Source organism: Streptomyces sp. LS1784, from assembly GCF_020103755.1.
Classification (GTDB): domain Bacteria; phylum Actinomycetota; class Actinomycetes; order Streptomycetales; family Streptomycetaceae; genus Kitasatospora.
In genome coordinates, this window is sequence record NZ_JAHSQD010000006.1 from 37,997 (window position 1) to 53,437 (window position 15,441).

At 70.4% G+C, this 15,441-nt stretch carries 22 protein-coding genes, 1 other RNA gene and 1 pseudogene; 13 read left to right on the forward strand and 11 right to left on the reverse strand.

The features are described 5' to 3' along the window. Position 1 precedes the first annotated feature (1 nt). Genes KS423_RS01920 through KS423_RS01930 form a run of 3 tightly spaced genes read left to right on the forward strand, consistent with a single transcriptional unit; the run spans position 2 to position 3,017 of the window. On the forward strand, positions 2 to 1,174 hold the full coding sequence (locus tag KS423_RS01920; RefSeq protein ID WP_224274096.1) for a hypothetical protein: 1,173 nt from the start codon (positions 2 to 4) through the stop codon (positions 1,172 to 1,174). Then, positions 1,174 to 2,280 carry a hypothetical protein gene (locus KS423_RS01925; RefSeq protein ID WP_224274098.1) on the forward strand — a complete coding sequence of 369 codons (1,107 nt, stop codon included), beginning with the start codon at positions 1,174 to 1,176 and terminating at the stop codon, positions 2,278 to 2,280. Before KS423_RS01920 ends, KS423_RS01925 begins: the two co-directional genes overlap by 1 nt. Beyond that, positions 2,280 to 3,017, forward strand: coding sequence for a hypothetical protein (locus tag KS423_RS01930; protein ID WP_224274100.1), 738 nt, complete (start codon positions 2,280 to 2,282; stop codon positions 3,015 to 3,017). Before KS423_RS01925 ends, KS423_RS01930 begins: the two co-directional genes overlap by 1 nt. Here the strand turns inward: KS423_RS01930 and KS423_RS01935 are convergent. Next, a complete protein-coding gene (locus KS423_RS01935) occupies positions 3,014 to 3,466 on the reverse strand; it encodes a hypothetical protein (protein ID WP_224274101.1) in 453 nt (150 codons plus the stop codon). The two genes, KS423_RS01930 and KS423_RS01935, sit on opposite strands and share 4 nt — an antisense overlap. A 151-nt stretch (positions 3,467 to 3,617) precedes the next feature. Between KS423_RS01935 and KS423_RS01940 the strand changes: the two genes are divergently transcribed. Genes KS423_RS01940 through KS423_RS01950 form a run of 3 tightly spaced genes read left to right on the forward strand, consistent with a single transcriptional unit; the run spans position 3,618 to position 5,202 of the window. Beyond that, positions 3,618 to 4,685 (forward strand): peptidoglycan-binding protein, encoded by a 1,068-nt coding sequence (locus KS423_RS01940; RefSeq protein WP_224274103.1) that lies wholly within the window; start codon positions 3,618 to 3,620, stop codon positions 4,683 to 4,685. A gap of 29 nt (positions 4,686 to 4,714) precedes the next feature. Continuing rightward, positions 4,715 to 4,939, forward strand: coding sequence for a holin (locus KS423_RS01945; protein ID WP_224274105.1), 225 nt, complete (start codon positions 4,715 to 4,717; stop codon positions 4,937 to 4,939). Between the two features lie 26 nt (positions 4,940 to 4,965). After that, a complete protein-coding gene (locus KS423_RS01950; protein ID WP_224274107.1) occupies positions 4,966 to 5,202 on the forward strand; it encodes a hypothetical protein in 237 nt (78 codons plus the stop codon). Between the two features lie 48 nt (positions 5,203 to 5,250). Here the strand turns inward: KS423_RS01950 and KS423_RS01955 are convergent, their stop codons facing one another. The 4 genes from KS423_RS01955 to KS423_RS47130 form a co-directional block, all read right to left on the reverse strand. Further along, positions 5,251 to 5,811: an AlpA family transcriptional regulator gene (locus tag KS423_RS01955; RefSeq protein WP_224274109.1), complete on the reverse strand. Its 561-nt coding sequence runs from the start codon at positions 5,809 to 5,811 to the stop codon at positions 5,251 to 5,253. Further along, positions 5,811 to 6,239: a hypothetical protein gene (locus KS423_RS01960; RefSeq protein WP_224274111.1), complete on the reverse strand. Its 429-nt coding sequence runs from the start codon at positions 6,237 to 6,239 to the stop codon at positions 5,811 to 5,813. The genes KS423_RS01955 and KS423_RS01960 overlap by 1 nt, the downstream gene beginning before the upstream one ends. Before the next feature lie 304 nt (positions 6,240 to 6,543). Further along, a complete protein-coding gene (locus tag KS423_RS01965; RefSeq protein WP_224274113.1) occupies positions 6,544 to 7,092 on the reverse strand; it encodes a hypothetical protein in 549 nt (182 codons plus the stop codon). Positions 7,093 to 7,235: 143 nt separating this feature from the next. After that, a complete protein-coding gene (locus KS423_RS47130) occupies positions 7,236 to 7,367 on the reverse strand; it encodes a hypothetical protein (RefSeq protein ID WP_263454363.1) in 132 nt (43 codons plus the stop codon). 121 nt (positions 7,368 to 7,488) lie between these two features. On the opposite strand from KS423_RS47130, the gene KS423_RS01970 reads away from it, so the two are divergent. The 4 genes from KS423_RS01970 to KS423_RS01985 all read left to right on the forward strand — a co-directional run bounded on the left by KS423_RS01970 (position 7,489) and on the right by KS423_RS01985 (position 9,992). Next, a complete protein-coding gene (locus tag KS423_RS01970) occupies positions 7,489 to 8,115 on the forward strand; it encodes an HAD family hydrolase (protein WP_224274115.1) in 627 nt (208 codons plus the stop codon). Between the two features lie 99 nt (positions 8,116 to 8,214). Then, positions 8,215 to 9,399, forward strand: coding sequence for a helix-turn-helix domain-containing protein (locus KS423_RS01975; protein WP_224274116.1), 1,185 nt, complete (start codon positions 8,215 to 8,217; stop codon positions 9,397 to 9,399). A gap of 258 nt (positions 9,400 to 9,657) precedes the next feature. Next, positions 9,658 to 9,810: a hypothetical protein gene (locus tag KS423_RS01980; RefSeq protein WP_224274118.1), complete on the forward strand. Its 153-nt coding sequence runs from the start codon at positions 9,658 to 9,660 to the stop codon at positions 9,808 to 9,810. After that, complete coding sequence (locus KS423_RS01985) at positions 9,807 to 9,992, forward strand: hypothetical protein (protein WP_224274120.1); 186 nt, start codon at positions 9,807 to 9,809, stop codon at positions 9,990 to 9,992. Before KS423_RS01980 ends, KS423_RS01985 begins: the two co-directional genes overlap by 4 nt. 38 nt (positions 9,993 to 10,030) lie before the next feature. On the opposite strand, the gene KS423_RS01990 is transcribed toward KS423_RS01985, so the two are convergent. Continuing rightward, positions 10,031 to 10,273 (reverse strand): helix-turn-helix domain-containing protein, encoded by a 243-nt coding sequence (locus KS423_RS01990; RefSeq protein WP_224274122.1) that lies wholly within the window; start codon positions 10,271 to 10,273, stop codon positions 10,031 to 10,033. Positions 10,274 to 10,391: 118 nt separating this feature from the next. On the opposite strand from KS423_RS01990, the gene KS423_RS01995 reads away from it, so the two are divergent. Beyond that, positions 10,392 to 10,655: a hypothetical protein gene (locus KS423_RS01995; protein WP_224274124.1), complete on the forward strand. Its 264-nt coding sequence runs from the start codon at positions 10,392 to 10,394 to the stop codon at positions 10,653 to 10,655. Here KS423_RS01995 and KS423_RS02000 read toward each other — a convergent pair. Next, positions 10,646 to 11,617 carry a LuxR C-terminal-related transcriptional regulator gene (locus KS423_RS02000; protein WP_224274126.1) on the reverse strand — a complete coding sequence of 324 codons (972 nt, stop codon included), beginning with the start codon at positions 11,615 to 11,617 and terminating at the stop codon, positions 10,646 to 10,648. The two genes, KS423_RS01995 and KS423_RS02000, sit on opposite strands and share 10 nt — an antisense overlap. A 165-nt stretch (positions 11,618 to 11,782) precedes the next feature. Between KS423_RS02000 and KS423_RS02005 the strand changes: the two genes are divergently transcribed. After that, positions 11,783 to 11,998 (forward strand): hypothetical protein, encoded by a 216-nt coding sequence (locus KS423_RS02005; protein WP_224274127.1) that lies wholly within the window; start codon positions 11,783 to 11,785, stop codon positions 11,996 to 11,998. A gap of 349 nt (positions 11,999 to 12,347) precedes the next feature. Here KS423_RS02005 and rnpB read toward each other — a convergent pair. From rnpB to KS423_RS02025, 4 genes are all read right to left on the reverse strand, one after another. Next, positions 12,348 to 12,745, reverse strand: an RNA gene (rnpB, locus tag KS423_RS02010) — RNase P RNA component class A. Between the two features lie 13 nt (positions 12,746 to 12,758). After that, positions 12,759 to 14,273, reverse strand: a complete 1,515-nt coding sequence (locus tag KS423_RS02015) for an MFS transporter (protein WP_374119887.1) — start codon at positions 14,271 to 14,273, stop codon at positions 12,759 to 12,761. 144 nt (positions 14,274 to 14,417) lie between these two features. After that, positions 14,418 to 14,789, reverse strand: a complete 372-nt coding sequence (locus KS423_RS02020; protein ID WP_224274134.1) for a type II toxin-antitoxin system death-on-curing family toxin — start codon at positions 14,787 to 14,789, stop codon at positions 14,418 to 14,420. Beyond that, positions 14,786 to 15,127 (reverse strand): hypothetical protein, encoded by a 342-nt coding sequence (locus tag KS423_RS02025; protein WP_224274136.1) that lies wholly within the window; start codon positions 15,125 to 15,127, stop codon positions 14,786 to 14,788. The genes KS423_RS02020 and KS423_RS02025 overlap by 4 nt, the downstream gene beginning before the upstream one ends. Before the next feature lie 107 nt (positions 15,128 to 15,234). Between KS423_RS02025 and KS423_RS02030 the strand changes: the two are divergent. Then, a pseudogene (locus tag KS423_RS02030) lies at positions 15,235 to 15,441 on the forward strand (hypothetical protein); the annotation flags it as partial.

Below are 15,441 nucleotides of genomic sequence, written 5' to 3' on the forward strand. Positions count from 1 at the left end.
CATGGCCGTGTACGCCGCGTGGAACGGCCTGACGGGCCTGACCCGCGTCATGATCCGCCTCGCCACGACCCTGATGACCCCGACCGGCTCGCTGACCGTACGCTCCGGGGTGATCCCGGGCGGCACCCCGTTGCTGCTGACCGGCTCCGGCATGACCGGCTCCGTCGCGCCCGGCCGGGCCGTCGTCCAGGGCACGTCCGCCCAGGGCGCCTACCCGGCCGTGGTGGACGCCGCGACCAGCATCACCGTTGCTCCCGGGCACGCGTCGCTTGCCCGGATTGACACCGTGTGGCTGGTCGTCCTCGACACCGACCACGACTCGTCCGGCACCAGGGCGGCCCAGGTCGTCTACCAGCAGGGCACCGCCGGTTCGGGCTCCGCCCCGACCGCCCCGGCGTCCGGCACGGCCTACCTGAGGCTGTGGGACATCAACGTAAAGGCCGGCGCGTCATCGGGCGACCCAATCAACTGGGGCACTGCGCTGACCGACCAGCGGGTCTACACGGTGCCGGTGGGAGGCATCACACCCGGTACTGCGGCCGGTTCCTACGCCGGGCAGTGGCGCGACGCTGGAGGCGTGGCCGGCATCCTGGAGCGCTACACGGGCGCCGTGTGGGAGGCTGCGGTCCGCCTCGGCAACGCCGGCGTGCTCGGTCTAGGCGATGTCACGATCACTCGTTCCGCGACGGCTACCGCGCAGGTCAACGGCAACCTGTCCGTGACCGGGGTGGGGCAGGTTCTCCACGCCCGCAAAACCAGTGCAACCCAGCCTGTGACGTCGTCGACCACGCTAGTCCCTGCCACCGACTTGTCCCTGCCGGTCGTCGCTGGTGCCACCTACGAGATCGACGGCTGGGTTGTCTACGACGGGCAGTTCAATGCCGGCGATCTCAAGCTCGGATGGTCCGTTCCGGCCGGCTCCACCGGGACGTGGTCGATCAACGCGCCCGGTACGGGCGGCACCTTGACGTACAGTCCCAACACGGTTGCGATCGCGGCGACGACCACGGCAGGCACGTATGGCGCTGGCGGCATGGTGAATGCCGCCGTTCGCGGGTACATCACCGCCGCCAACTCCGGCAACCTGCAGCTCCAGTTCGCCCAGAACTCCGCCCAGCCCACGCCGACCAGCATCTACCCGGGGTCCTGGCTGCGGCTGCACAGGGTCGCCTGATGGCCACCTATGAGCTGCTGGTATGCGACCTGCGTACGGACAGGCTTCTCGACCGGATCCCGGTCCGCGACGTGTCCTACGACGCCTACATCGGCAAGACCGGCTCGCTCAGTGCGACGATCGATGTGCCGGACAGCGCCATGGCTCGGCGGGTCCGTACTTCCGTGCTGCCGGGGCGGACCATGCTTTACCTGGAGCGCTGGGATGCGGTCGCGGGCACGATCGTGTGGGGCGGCATCCTGTGGACCCGCACGCCGTCTAGAGATGCTCGCGGCGTCTGGACGTGCGCCATTCAGGCGGCCGGCCTGGAGTCGGTCCTCCGCTCGCATCGCATGCTGACCGACAGCATGACCTCGACCGGCGTAGACCAGCTCGACATCGCCCGGCAGCTCGTGGCCTACGCCCAATCCGCACCCGGCGGGCACTTGGGCGTAGAGATCGACTACGGCCAGACCAGCGGCGTCCCACGCGACCGGGTGTACTCCCGCTACGACCTGCCGTGGATCGGCGGCCTCATCGACCAACTTGCCGCCGTCCAGAACGGGTTCGAGTGGATCATCCAGTGCTACCGGGACGCCACCGGCGCTCGGCACCGGGCCCTGCGGCTCGGCTACCCGCGCCTCAGTGTCGGCGGTGGCGACCTCGTGTTGTCCAGCCCGGGCCCGATCACCACCTACTCACTGCCCGAGGACGCGACCAGGCTCGCCAACGCCTGGCAGTCCCGGGGCGCCACGGTCAACAGCAACTTGGCCGCCGAGTCGACGCCGCTCATGTCCGCCCTGCTCACAACTCCGACTGACATCGCGGCCGGCTGGCCGCGGCTGGACGGCACGTCGGACTACTCAACGGTGATCAGCCAGGACGTGCTCGACCAGCACGCCCAGGCCGACCTCGCCGCTGCCCGTCGCCCCTCGCTCATTCCGTCCGTTGCGTACACGGGGAGCGGGGTTGACCAGCCCCAGCTCGGTTCGTACGTGCGGATCCGGATCACGGACGACTGGTACTACGACGGGCTGTCCGCCCGGTACCGGGTCGTCGGCCTCAAGGTCTCGCCGGAGCAACGCGGGCGGCCGGAGTCCACCGAGCTCTACCTGGAGGCTGCCTGATGCCTGATCTGCCGTTGGACATCCTCGACCGCATCCGGCAGCTGGAGGACCAGGTCCGCCTGGTGATGGGCCGGGCCCAGATGCGGCCCGCCATGAACCAGGTCCTCACCGGCAACGTCACTGTCGGGCAGGGTGGTCGCTTCTACGTCACGGCGCCCAATGGCAATTCGATCTTCTACATTGGCGACATCGACCCGCCCCACTCGGATGGATCGCGTCAGACCGGCATGATCCTCTCCCGAGAGGACGGCAACATCGCCATGACTCTCTGGGCTCCCGACGGCGGCCAGCAGAATCCGATTATTTGGGACCGGACCGGACACGCGATCTTCTCCGAGGATCGCACCACTGGGCAGGGTCTTGCCCGGCCGTTCATCGGTGGTGGGACTTGGTTTGGCACCACGGAGGTGCCTCAGTTCACCACGACGTCCACATCGTTCACCACGCTGATGCGGTCGCCGTGGATCAAGCAGCAGCCTCGCGTTGCGGCGTGGTTCCTGGTCCGTTGTTCGGATGGGACTACGTCGGGCGAGATCCAGCTCACGGACGACAACGGCACGCCGATCAGCTCGGTTGTGTCTGTCGGTGCCGGGGCATTTTTCTATGGCGGTACCAGTGGTCTGGTTGCCGGTGACCACGAATCTCAGGGCTACCTGAACTGGCGGGCTCGCGTGCTGCCGGGTAGCACCGGCAACATTGGGGTACGCGGGCTCGCCGTGTACGGCATGCCGGCCTAGAAGGGGTTCTGGGCCGTCTGGGACGGGATCGGCACACCGGGGCCGCGGGTCGAGTACGGGCCCTGGTCGACCGTGCCGCTACCGCCGTTGTTCCGGTTGTCCGGGTTGCCAGTGGATGCCGGGGGCTGCGTGGCTGGCGGGGTGTCAACCGGGTCTGCGGGGGCGATCTGCTTCGGCTGTTGCACGGTGCTGTTCTCCTTCGTTTTGCTGCTGGGTTTGGCCGTGGCGGCCGGGCTTGGCGTGGTGTGTGCCGGTGCGGCGGTCGTCGGCGTGGGCAGCGCGCTCGGCACGGCTGTCGGTGAGGCCTCGGCCGGTGCGGTCGGGCTGCTGGCGTCCGTCGTGGTTGGTGTTGGGCTGGCCTCGGCGGCGACCTGTTGCTGCGGCGTCGGCTTGTCGTCTTCGCTGGTGAGCGCGGCTGCGGTCACGCTCCCGCCTGCGATCACCGCCACGCTGCCGATGATTGCCCACGTCTGCCGTCTCAACGCCTGTACCCCCTGGCCTGTTTGCGGTCCCTTGACGGTACCGGCACCACCCGACACATCGCCATCACTTGCCCCGAGCCGCCCGGCCGGGGCTTCTTCATGCCCAGGAGGCGCCCCTATGCGTGACGAGTTCGTGTCCCTGCTCACCAGCCAGGAGGGCTACCACGAGGGCCGCGACAGCAGCGGCGCGTGGAACAACCACCAGAAGTACTCGCCCGCCGTCCCCGGCCTGGAGTGGTCCCAGGACCAGGCATGGTGTGCGACGTTCACCGCGTGGGGCGCCACCCAGACCGAGGGGATGGCCGACCGGTGGCCGATCACCGCCTCGTGCTGGAACGCCGTGCAGTGGTGGAAGGAGCACAGCCGCTTCACTGAGTACCCGGTACTGGGCGGCCCCTTCTACATGGGCACGTCCGGGCAGGACCACGTCGGCGTGGTCACCGGCTACGACCAGAACACGATCTGGACCATCGAGGGCAACACCAACACGAGCGGCTCGCCCCAGGGCGACGGGGTGTACGTCCGCCAGCGGCCCCGCCGCGGCCCGGGCAGCCCGTACGGGTACGGCGTGCCCGACTACCCCGAGGGCACGATCAGCGCGGACCCGGCGCTCGGCGGAGTCCCGGCCGCTCGCGTCGGCGTCCCGCAGGTGCCGGCCGAGCCCGTCCCCGCGCCGGCCCCGGCCCCGGCCCGCCACCAGACCACCATCGGCGGCCTGTCGTACGGCTACGGCGCCCAGGGCGACCAGGTGACCGCCGTCGGCGCGGCCCTGGTCGCGGCCGGCTTCGACGACCACTACCAGGAGGGCCCGGGCCCGAACTGGACGGACGCCGACACCGAGAACTACGCCGAGTACCAGCGGAGTCTGGGCTTCACCGGGGCGGACGCGGACGGCGTGCCGGGCGAGGCGTCGCTGCGGCAGCTGCTCGGCTACCTGCCCGGGTCCGCGCCCGACTTCCCCGGCCGGCAGTTCTTCGGCTCGGGCCAGAACAACGACTACGTGCGCCAGCTCGGCGAGCAGCTGGTCCGCAAGGGCTTCGGCGGCTCGTACCGGGTCGGCCCCGGCCCACAGTGGAGTGACGCTGACCGCCGGGCCGTCCAGGCCTTCCAGCGCTCCCGGCCCGAGCTGGCCGGCGACGCCGACGGCTACCCGGGCCCCCTGACCTGGCGCCTGCTCTTCTCCTGACCTATCCCCACTCACAGATCGGACATCACATGCCCAGATTCATCCTCGACCTCGCCGAGCGGACTGCCGCGACGTACGCGGTGGCGTTCCTCGGTCTGCTGCTGGCGGACGGCTTCGACCTGACCTCGGTCGGCGCGCTGAGGGCGGCTGCGGTGGCGGCGCTGCCGGCCGCGCTGACCGTCCTGAAGGGTGCGATCAGCACGTTCGTGGGTGACCCGAACTCGGCGGCCCTGCTGGCCCGGAGCCGCGAGTGACCGGCCCCGCCCCGGATGCCGGGATCGTGATCACTGCTACCCAGATGTACGAGGAGGTCCGGCGCGTGGGCGATGGCCTGATCCGGCTGGAGGCCAAGCTCGATGCGCTCGGCGCCGCTGATCGGGACGTCGACACCAGACTCGCCGACCACGAGGGGCGCCTGCGCCGTCTGGAGGCTGGCCGGTGGCCACTACCTGCCGTTGGGGCCCTGACCGGCATAGCCGGCCTGATCGCTGGTGTCGCCCCGCTCATCTCCCGCTGAACCAGCACGCCCCCGCTCGGCTTCGGCCGGGCGGGGGCGTTCCGTCGTTCAGCTGGTCCATGCCTTGATCTCGGCCGGATTCCACAGCGGGGTCCGGCCCACCCGTCGAACGGGGGCGGGAGCTTGCCCTCGTGCAACGTAGGAGCTCCACGTCCCGGGCGCGATTGGCCTGCCCGCCGCGCGCAGGTAGTCGAGCACCTGCTGGCGGGTCCATCCGTCATCTGCTGCACCGGCCGCATAGGAGGGCACCGGGGTGCGAGGGTGGGCGCCGACAATGGAGTAGGCAGGGTTGATGCGACGGGCCTGCTGTTCCAGGTAGTCGTGCGGGTCCATCTCGGAGTCGTCCGGGTAGGCGGACCAGGCGGACCAGGGAACGAAGACGGGCTCGCCCAGGTCGTCGTCGGCGTGCCACTGTTCGGCGTCCGGGATCAGCGAGCGAACCGTGCCGAGAGCGCACCAGATCACGCCAGCGGTGGCGAGGCTGCGCTGTTGGACGGCCTCGGCCAGCGCGCGGGCACGTGGGGAGAGCTGGTCGAGGTCGATGTCTTCGTACCGGGCGTGGTCGCACTCCGGGGCCGCGCGCAGGGCGAGGCGGGCAATGGTGGGCATCAGGCACCGTCCTCGGCAAGCCTGTCAAGGCGCTCGTCCTCAGCGTCGACTCGGGCCTGCATGTCCAGCAGCCGCTGGGTGCGGGCTGCCTTTGCCTGCCGGTACGCCTCCGCGATGCCGGGCGCGTCGTCCAGTCGCTCCATGTCGATCAGGTACACCGCGAGGCGCTCGCCCTTGTACGGGCCGCCCTGCGAGATGAACTCCTGGTCGAGGCCGATTCGCTGGAGCGCCACCGCGTCGCGGTCGAGGTCGAAGGTCTCGCGGGTGACGCCGAGGTAGACCCGCTCCCCGGTGAACTGCTTGCCCGTGATGGTGACCTGCTCTCCAGCTGCATAGGCGGCGGCGAGCACCTCGGGCCTGCCAACCGCGCCAAGCCCCAAGTGTTCCGTGGTCCGGAGGTTCTTCGTGATCCCGATCGGGACGTCCATACCCATTCCCCTTTTTGGTGGCTGCGTGCCGACAGCAGAAAGCTACAGCCTCACGCTGTACAGCGTCAAGCTGTATTCGGGTTGCGTCACGCCGCCTGCCACGCCGGATACGATCTGGCACATCGGCCCCACCCCAGCGGGGATGGCTCGACGGTTGCCCAACTTGGCACAGTCGACCTGAGGCAGGCCCCGCATTCGCGGGGATGGTTCGTGGCCCTGTTTCAACGGCTCGTTGCGCCCGCGCTCGCGGGCAACAGAACGCCCCCGCTCTCCTTCAGGAGGGCGGGGGCGCTTCGCCGTTCCGTCAGACGGCGGCCTGCAGTCCCTGCGCCTGGTCGGGCGTCAGCAGCTTCGACACCCTGACCAGCACCGGGCCGCGCACGTAGTCGTACTCCATCAGCGCGGGCATGCCCTTGACGATGCCCTGGATGTAGTCAGCGCGGGTTTTGGCGTCGGCTTCGGTGGCGAACACCTCGATGGCGCCGCCACGGTTGACCGAGTCGTCCTTCTCCCCTTCGACGTCGGCGGCCTTGATGCGCGAGTCCGCGAACGTGACCTTGGACGTGTACTGGCCCGGCCGTCCGAGCAAGTGGTTCGGGTCCGACTCGGCGGTCACCGGCGCGCCCGCCTTGACGGACTTCACGGTCGCGGCAAGCTTCGCGAGGACGGCTGTCGCATCGGCTGCGGGGGCAGGTGCGCTGGGTTGTGCGGGAGCGGCGGCTCCGCCGGTCTGAACTGCGGCCGCACCGGTCGGGGCTGCGGCGGCCGGCTTGTCGGCCGAGTTACTGCTGGAGCAGGCTGCGGTTGCGGCGAGCAGGGCAGCGGCGGTGAGGCTGAGGGTGGTGCGGCGCATGGTCCCCCCTGGGACACGGGTTTGTGGTGAGGGGACCGTATCGGCCGGGGACGTCGGGTTTGGCCGGGTTAGCCGACCTGTGACCTAACGGGTCAGGCCTCGGCGCCGTCGAGCGCCTTCTTCGCGGCCTGGAGGGACTGCTGTCACGCCTTGTAGTGCTCGCCTGCCTGCCGGGCCTGCTCCCAGTAGGGGTGCTCCTCCAGCGCCGCGGCTGCGGCCAGGTAGGTCTCGCGTGCGGCCTCGACGTCGCCGCCGACCTCCCGTGCCGCAGTCATGCCCCGGTCCGCCGCCAGCGCGGCAGTGTGGAGAGGCAGCAGGTCATCGGGGAGCGCGAGGTCGGCCATGCAGACATCGTACGACCAGGTTCGAACAAGCCGAGGCAGGTAGGCTCACGCCATGCGCTCCGTGGTGTTCGACATCGGCGAGACCCTGACCAGCGACACTCGCTACTGGGGTGACTGGGCCCGATGGCTCGATGTCCCAACACACACGATGTCCGCGCTGGTCGGCTCGGTGCTGGCCCACGGCCGCGACAACGCCGACGCGATCCGGATCATCAGGCCGGGCGTCGACGTGGCTGCCGAATGGCAGGCCCGGCAGGCGGCCGGCCAGGGCGACTACCTCGACGAGTCTGACCTCTACCCGGACGTGCGCCCGGCACTGTCCCGGCTGCGCGAGGCCGGGCTGTGGGTGGGCATCGCGGGCAACCAGAACGCCGCGGTCTCGGCCCTGCTAGCCGATCTCGCGCTTCCGGCAGACGCCATCGCCACCTCGGCCGAATGGGGAGCGTCCAAGCCATCGCCGACCTTCTTCGAGCGGGTGATGGAGTGGGCGCCCGGCGAGCCTCACGAGATCGTGTACGTCGGCGATCACCCGGCAAACGACGTGGCGCCTGCCCAGGCCGCCGGCCTCCGGGCCGTGCATCTTCGCCGCGGCCCGATCGGCCTCACAACCAACGCGCCGGATGCGGACTGGACCGTGAACTCGCTGACAGAGCTGGCCGAGCTGCTGGCTGGCCTGTAGCAGGACCGCCCCGGCAGTCACGCCGCCGGGGCGAATCCGCCCAGTGCCCGCACGGGCGCCGGTACCGTTCCGAGTGCGACCACGGAACGGAGCCAAACTATGCCCGGCACGACTGCTGCCGCACTCGGTCAGCGGATCGAAACCGCCCGACACGCAGCCGGACTGACTCGGCACCAGGTGTTCGACGCGTCCGGCGTGAGCGTCAGCATGCTCCGCAAGGTTGAGGGTGGGGAGCGTTGGCCCTCCGACTCCGTGCTCGATGCCCTGGCGCGGGCAGTCCAGACCACGCCGGAGGAACTGCTGGCGGGGCCCCGCCGTACGGACAGCCGGGTTCACCAGGCCATTCCCGAGCTGCAGCGCGTGATTGCCGCCTACGACCTGCCGGAGGACGGCCCGGTCCGGCCGCTGCCCGAACTGGCGGCGGCTGTCGATCGGGCGGTCGAGGACCGGGTGCAGTCGCAGTACGCCCGGCTCGCCGAGCAGATGCCGCGCCTGCTGGAGGAGTTGTTCCGTGCGGTCGACCGGGCAGGCGGCGCCGACCGCGCGCAGGCCGCCCGCTACCTCGCGCTGGTCATCCGGTCAGCGGACGCGGTGGCCTACAAGTACGGCTACGGGGATCTATCGGCCAGGCTGGTCGAGTTGATGCGGTGGGCTGCATCGCTCGCCGCCGACCCAGCTTTGGAAGCCGCGGCAGCCTACGTTCGCATGGAGACGTTCTTCTCTGCTGGCCAGCTCGGTTCTGGATTGCGGTCGCTTCGGGTCGCTGTTGACCGGATGCCGGCACCCAGCACAGAGCCCCTCATGGCTGCGGCGGCGGCGTTGCACATGCGGGCTGCGGTTGTGGCGGGCCGGATGCGTCGGCCCGACGAGGCCCGGACTCACCTCCGTGAGGCCGAGGCGCTCGCCGTCCGGGTCCGCGAGCGGCTGTACGACGGAACAGCGGTGGGCCCGGATTCGCTGGAGATTCATCGGCTGGCGGTGGCGGTCGAGCTGGGCGAGTCGGGTGATCTGCGGGAAGCGGTCGATGCGGCGGCGCGGTGGGCGCCGCCGCGGAGCCTGCCGGCTGAGCGCCGGTCGCACTACTACATCGACCTCAGCAGGGCTCAGGTGCAACTCGGCCGGCCGCAGCATGCTGCGGAGTCGCTGCTGGTGGCGCGGCAGATTGCGCCACAGCACGTGCGGGAGCACGGACAGGTGCGGGCCGAGCTGGCAACGATGGTGCGGCTGACCCGAGGGCGTGACGCCCGGGTGATGGCGCTTGCTCGGTGGGCTCGGGCTGTGTAGGTGCCACAGGTTGTGACACTTCCGGGGGTAGCGGTCGGGGATCGTAGTCGGCGTGACAGGGACACCGAACCCGATCGCTATTGACCCGGCAACGATCAGCCCCGCGCGACTCCACGGAGAGGCATGCGTGGCATGCGGCTCCCCGGAGCCACCGCTGATCCCGGCCGGCCATGTCTACACGCCGACCGGCGAGGACTCCGCCCCGCTCGGCTGGCCTGTGGTGGCACACCCGGACTGCACACCCAAGGAGAGTGCCTGATGCACCCCAACGACAAGCCGACCTACGAGGCGATCGACCCGCAGCAGCTGGCGGCCATCGAGGCCAGCTTCGACGAGCTCGGCGCGCACATCCGTTCCCTCCCGGCAGCCGATGAGGCAGCACCGGCCGAGGCCTCGAAGGCGGATCGGTGAGCGGCACCCCGCCGCCGGCCGACCTGTGTAGCGGGTACTGCGTGGTGTGCGGTGAGTACGGCCGCGGCACGTACAACGCCCCGATCAACAGCCACTCGGACACGATCCGCGACCACGTCGGCTGCGCTGGCACCGCCCCGGACGGCGTCCGCAGCCGTCACCTGCCGCACGGTATCCGCTGACCTCCTGGCCGGCCGTACGGCGGCGCGGCCGGCCGGGATCACTTCTCGCGGAACAGCCGCCACAGCGGCACACCGATCGCCCGTGCGATCGCGCCCAGCTGATCAAGGGTGGCTGGTACGAGCCCGTTCTCTAGCCGCCCGATGGTCCGCCGATCAAGGCCTGCGCGTTCCCCGAGCTTCTCCTGCGTGAGGTCGGCTTGTCGTCTGAGCGATAAGATCCGCGCCCCTACGTCTCTGCGGTCACGGATCTGCTGGTCATCGGGTTGGTACGGGGCTGGCACCCCTTGACGCTGACCGGATCATGATCAAAAGTCTGTACCGGTATGCCGCCATTTATCGTCCACCAGTTCGATGCAGCCGACCCGCCGCAGCCCGGGGGGACCTGAACCGGGAGCACCTGTGAGCTACACCATCACCGTCGAGGGCCTCACGGAACCCTCCACCCACACCACATTGGCGGCCGCCGTGGCGGCCCTGCGGACACTACTCGCCGAGCTCCCCCTGGACCCGGCCACTGCCGAGGCCTTCGACCTGTTCCTCGCCGATCCCGACCGGGCCGCCGACTACATCCGGCGCGACGGCCGGATGAGCCTGGAGTTTGCGGCGGCCGGCCGGGCATTCACTGCGGTCATCGCTTCAGGCCATCAGCCCGATCAGACCTGATCACAGTGCAACCCATACCAGTACATAAGCTGGGCAATGTTGCGCGATCCAGTGGCCTCGCGCAGTTCTGACAGCCGGTTCGCGACGGTTCGCCGGGAAACGTGGAGTTCGGCTGCCACATCCTCTTGTTCGAGGCCGCGGCCGATGCCCTCCAGGATGTCCCGCTGTAGCTGCGTAAGCGTGACGCCCGCGTCAACCCCGTCCCACGGCTGCGCTCGGGCCCAGTCCCGTTCCCAGGCGGCTACCAGTAGCTGCACAACGGTCTCATCTGTGATGAAGACTGCACGGTCGACTGCCACCGGATCGGGCTCGCCTCGCGTCAGAACTGACGTGACGGCAAGCCTTCGATCGATGATGATCATGCGACTGAGGTGGCGGGATGTTCTGATTTCCGCCCCGCGCTCAGTCACCGTGCGGGCCCACCTTGCGGTGGGCTCATCCCCGCGAACCGAGGGCAGGTAGATCGTCCGCAGCACCAGCCCGCGTTCGAGTGCGGCCATGTCCTGCACGTAGGACGCGGCCAGGACGTGCGCCGGCCGTGGGCCGGACGCCTGGGCGCTGAGCAGCTCCTCGCTGGCCCCGCGTACGGCCGCGGCGATTCGCTCGTTGATGGCCTGCGTGCCGGTGACGTACTCGACTGGCGCGATCTTCGGGCGAGACCTTCGGTAGGCATCACTTAGCTCTCGCAGCTGAGCCGGCACCAACTGCGCCTCGGCCAGGAACTGGCCTGCCATGGTTTGGAGTGTGGCCTGCCACTGATGGATGACCATGTCGACGTCGGCAGGCTCCCACTCGCCTGTGTCCGGATGGCGTTCCACGAGCTGGGACTGGATCAGAAGCTGGAGGGCGGCGTTATCAGCGGAGGCTGGTTGACCGTCAAGCAGCCGAAGATAGAGGTCTTTTGATGCACTCGTGAGCAAAAGTCGACCATCATCGACGTCCAGTTTAACCCTGCTTGTCACACTATCCCCCGAGTGTCTGAATGCACTTGAGTGCAGGGTTTCGAGAGTATCGCGTGAACGGGTTGATTCAAGAGAGAACCAACTGGACCATGAGTGCACGGGGTTTTCGCCCCTGACCACCCACACCACAGGCTACCGAGCAGCAGCAGCGAAAGGGGTGCTTGCATGTCCAAGTACAAGACGCCGCGCCGCGCCGCCGTCATCGGCGCCCTGGCCAGCATCGGCCTGGCCGTCGGCCTCGGCCTGACCGCGGGGACGCCCGCTCAGCGCCAACCGGCAACGGTTGCAGACACGATCTGGGGCGCCGTCCCGTCGCAGCCCAGTCCCACGCCCACGGTCACGGCGAGCGCCGCAACGCTCGACGACACCATCTGGGGCTGACAGTCAGGGCCGGCCGCATGAAGGCGGCCGGCCCTGCCTCATGCTCCCGCCGCGCAGTGCCCGCTTCCATCGGGCGCTGACCGGCGGGATCCCTGGGGCCGGTAGGAGACCCTCACGCCATGGGAGGCATCCGGAATCCTACCGACCCACGAAGCCGCCCCGTATCCCCCATGTGGAGGGTGCGGGGCGGCTTACGTGCGCCCCGAAGCGGGAAGATCTGGGGAGTTTCCGGGGAGTGGGGAGTCCCTGGGGAGCCCCAGATCGAGCACTCATGGGAACACGTGAGAAATCCTGAGGAAACTGAACCCCCAGATCAGGCCGCTTGTCGCGGTCCCGACCTGGAAGGGGGCGGAAGAGTCGGCCTGTACGCCGGGTTCTGTCTCCCGGGTTGCTTGCGCGGCCCGGGGAGGCGGCCATCCATCTAGGGCTGCCGTTGCCGACAGCCTCGTGCGGTCCACCCGCGGACTCGGGCGAGCAGCCTTCAAACGTCCGCGCACGGCGCCCGAGGGCACCGATCTTGACCTTGCTCCAGGTGGGGTTTACCTAGCCGGCCGGGTCACCCCGGTCGCTGGTGGTCTCTTACACCACCGTTTCACCCTTACCCACCGCGAAAAGCGGTGGGCGGTCTGTTTTCTGTGGCACTGTCCCGCGGGTCACCCCGGGTGGGCGTTACCCACCACCCTGCTCTGTGGAGCCCGGACGTTCCTCGGCGGGTCTGGGACCCGTCGCGACCGCCCGGCCGGCTCTTCCGCCGTAGTGGTCATCGTAGCCGCTCGGGCGGCGCCTCCCGTACACCGGACCGGACGGCCGGCGGCTCGGAGCCGAGGCGGGCGGCCACCCGGGCGGCCGTCGTGCTCGCCCAGGCGGTGGTGGTGACCAGGCCGAGCGCGAGGACGGCACCGCCGAGACCGACCAGGATCCACCAGCCGGCGTGGCTGGCCGGGGCGAAACCGGTCGCGACCGGGCCGACCACGGCCGAGGTGACGACCGTGCCGATCACCGCCACGCCCAGCGACTGGCCGACCTGCCGGCTGGTCGAGGCGACCGCGGCCGCCACGCCCGCCTGGGTGCGCGGCATGCCGGCGACGGCGGCGTTGGTGATCGGCGCGTTCACCATGCCGAAGCCGAAGCCGAACAGCGCGTACGCGACCAGCAGCAGGGCCGGCGGGGAGTCGGCGGTGAGCCGGGTGAGCAGCAGTCCGCTCGCGGCGAGGCCGAGCCCGGCCGCGACCAGCGGCAGGCGCGGGCCCCGGCTGCCGACGATCCGTCCGGACAGCGGCGCGCAGACCAGCATCATCCCTGCCATCGGCAGCGTCCACAGGCCGGCCTCGACCGGGCCGTAGTGGCGGACCTCCTGGAGGTAGAGGGTGTTGAGGAAGAGGAAGCCGCCGAGCGCGGCGAAGGCGCAGACCGCGGTGACGGTCGCGCCGGTGAACGGCGCGCTGGCGAAGAACCGCGGGTCCACCAGCGGCTCGGCCACCCGGCGTTCCCAGAGCGGGAAGGCGATCAGCGCGGCCAGGGCGGTCGCGGCCAGGGTGAGGATCAGCGGGGAGGTCCAGCCGTTGGCCGGGCCCTCGATGATCGCGGCGGTGCCGCAGCCGAGCAGCACGATCATCAGCAGCTGGCCCACCGGGTCCAGTCGGCGCGGCCGGGGCGCGCGGGACTCCGGGACGTAGCGGGCGGTCAGCGCGATGGCGGCGAGCGCCACCGGGACGTTGATCAGGAAGATCGACGGCCAGCCCGCACCGTCCACCAGGAAGCCGCCGAGCAGCGGGCCGAGCGCCATCGAGATGCCGACCACGCCGCCCCAGACGCCGATCGCCCGGGCGCGTTCCCTCGGGTCGGTGAAGGTGTTGGTGATGATCGACATCGCCACCGGGTTGAGCATCGAGCCGCCCACCGCCTGGAGCGCCCGGAACGCCACCAGCCAGCCCAGGCTCGGCGCCTGGCTGCACAGCAGGGAGCCGAGCGCGAAGCAGACCAGGCCGGTCTGGAAGACCCGGCGGCGGCCGAAGCGGTCGGCCACCGAGCCGAACAGCATCAGCAGCGAGGCCAGCACCAGGGTGTAGGCGTCGATGATCCACTGCAGCCCGGACGGTGGGGCGCCCAGGTCCCGCTGGATCGACGGCAGGGCGATGTTCACCACGGTGTTGTCGAGGCCGACGATGAACAGGCTCAGGCAGCAGATCGCCAGGACGAGCAGGCGGTGGCGGCGCCCGAGCGCGGGCCCGGGGGCGGGCGCGGGCACGGCGGCGCGGGACTGGAGGTCGGGCACGGATCGATCCTCCCACCGCGGGGCGGGACCGGGCAGGTGGGCGGTGCGTCCGGGTGGCGGAGCGGGACCGGACGGGGACGGACGGGGACCGAACGGGGACCGAACGGGGCCGGACGGGGACCGAACGGGGGCCCGGACGGAGGCTCAACGCCCCAACAGGGACCTCAGGTCCTTGGCGGCGAGGGCGATCGTGTCGTCGTAGCCCCCGGTGGCGAGCCGGAGCATGAACGCCACGGCGTCGTCCGGGTGCGGGTCGGTGTACGGCTCGCCGTTGTAGTCCAGGAACAGCAACATCGCCTCGAAGGCGGTGCGCTTGTTGCGGTCGACCAGGGGGTGGTTGCGGGCCAGGCTCTGGCCGAGGGCGGCCGCCTTGGACCAGAGGTCCGGGTAGGCGTCGTCGCCGAACAGGCTCGCCTGCGGGCGGGCGATCGCCGACAGCAGGCCGCCGAGGTCGCGGACGTTCTCCGGCCCGCCGGCGAGGTAGGTGACGTCGTCCAGGTCCAGGTACTCGGTCACAGGTCCTTGAGCCTCTCCAGCGTCTCGGCGTTGGCGGTGCGGATGCGGGCCACCATGGCCGCCCGGCGTTCGGCCCTGCTCTGCTGACCGGTCTGCTCGGTGAGCGACTTGGGGACGTCGGACTGACGGACCTCGAAGGCGACTTCGGCGGTGTCCGCGCCGTCCGGCGCCCCGGTCACCCTGACCCGCCCGGCCATCACCGCCTCGGCCGCGGCTCGCACCGCGAACTCCAGCGCCTGCCGGGTCTCCGCCGGCAGCCCGGCGGGCAGGCGCACGGGCAGGGACTCCTCCACGGCGTCGCCGTCGCCGGGCACCAGGTCCAGGGGTCGCATGGTCATCGTGTTCACTCTCCTCGCCGCTCACCGTAGTGGTGAACGGCGCAGCGGCCCACCGAATTGCCGCGGCCTCCGGGGCGCGGTGTAAGCACTCGTACGGTGGGGAGCGGGTGACCGTTGACGAAGGGAGTTCGTGGGCGATGGGCGGGATCAGGGCGACCGGGGCGGCGGTGTCGGCGGCGCTGGCCGCGGTGGGGGCGCTGCACGCGGTGTGGGCGGTGACGCCGTGGCCGCTGCGGACACCGGAGGAGTTCGCGGACACCGTGGTGGGGGCGGGCGAGGGGGTGCCCCCGGCGGCGGCGTGCGTCGCGGTGGCG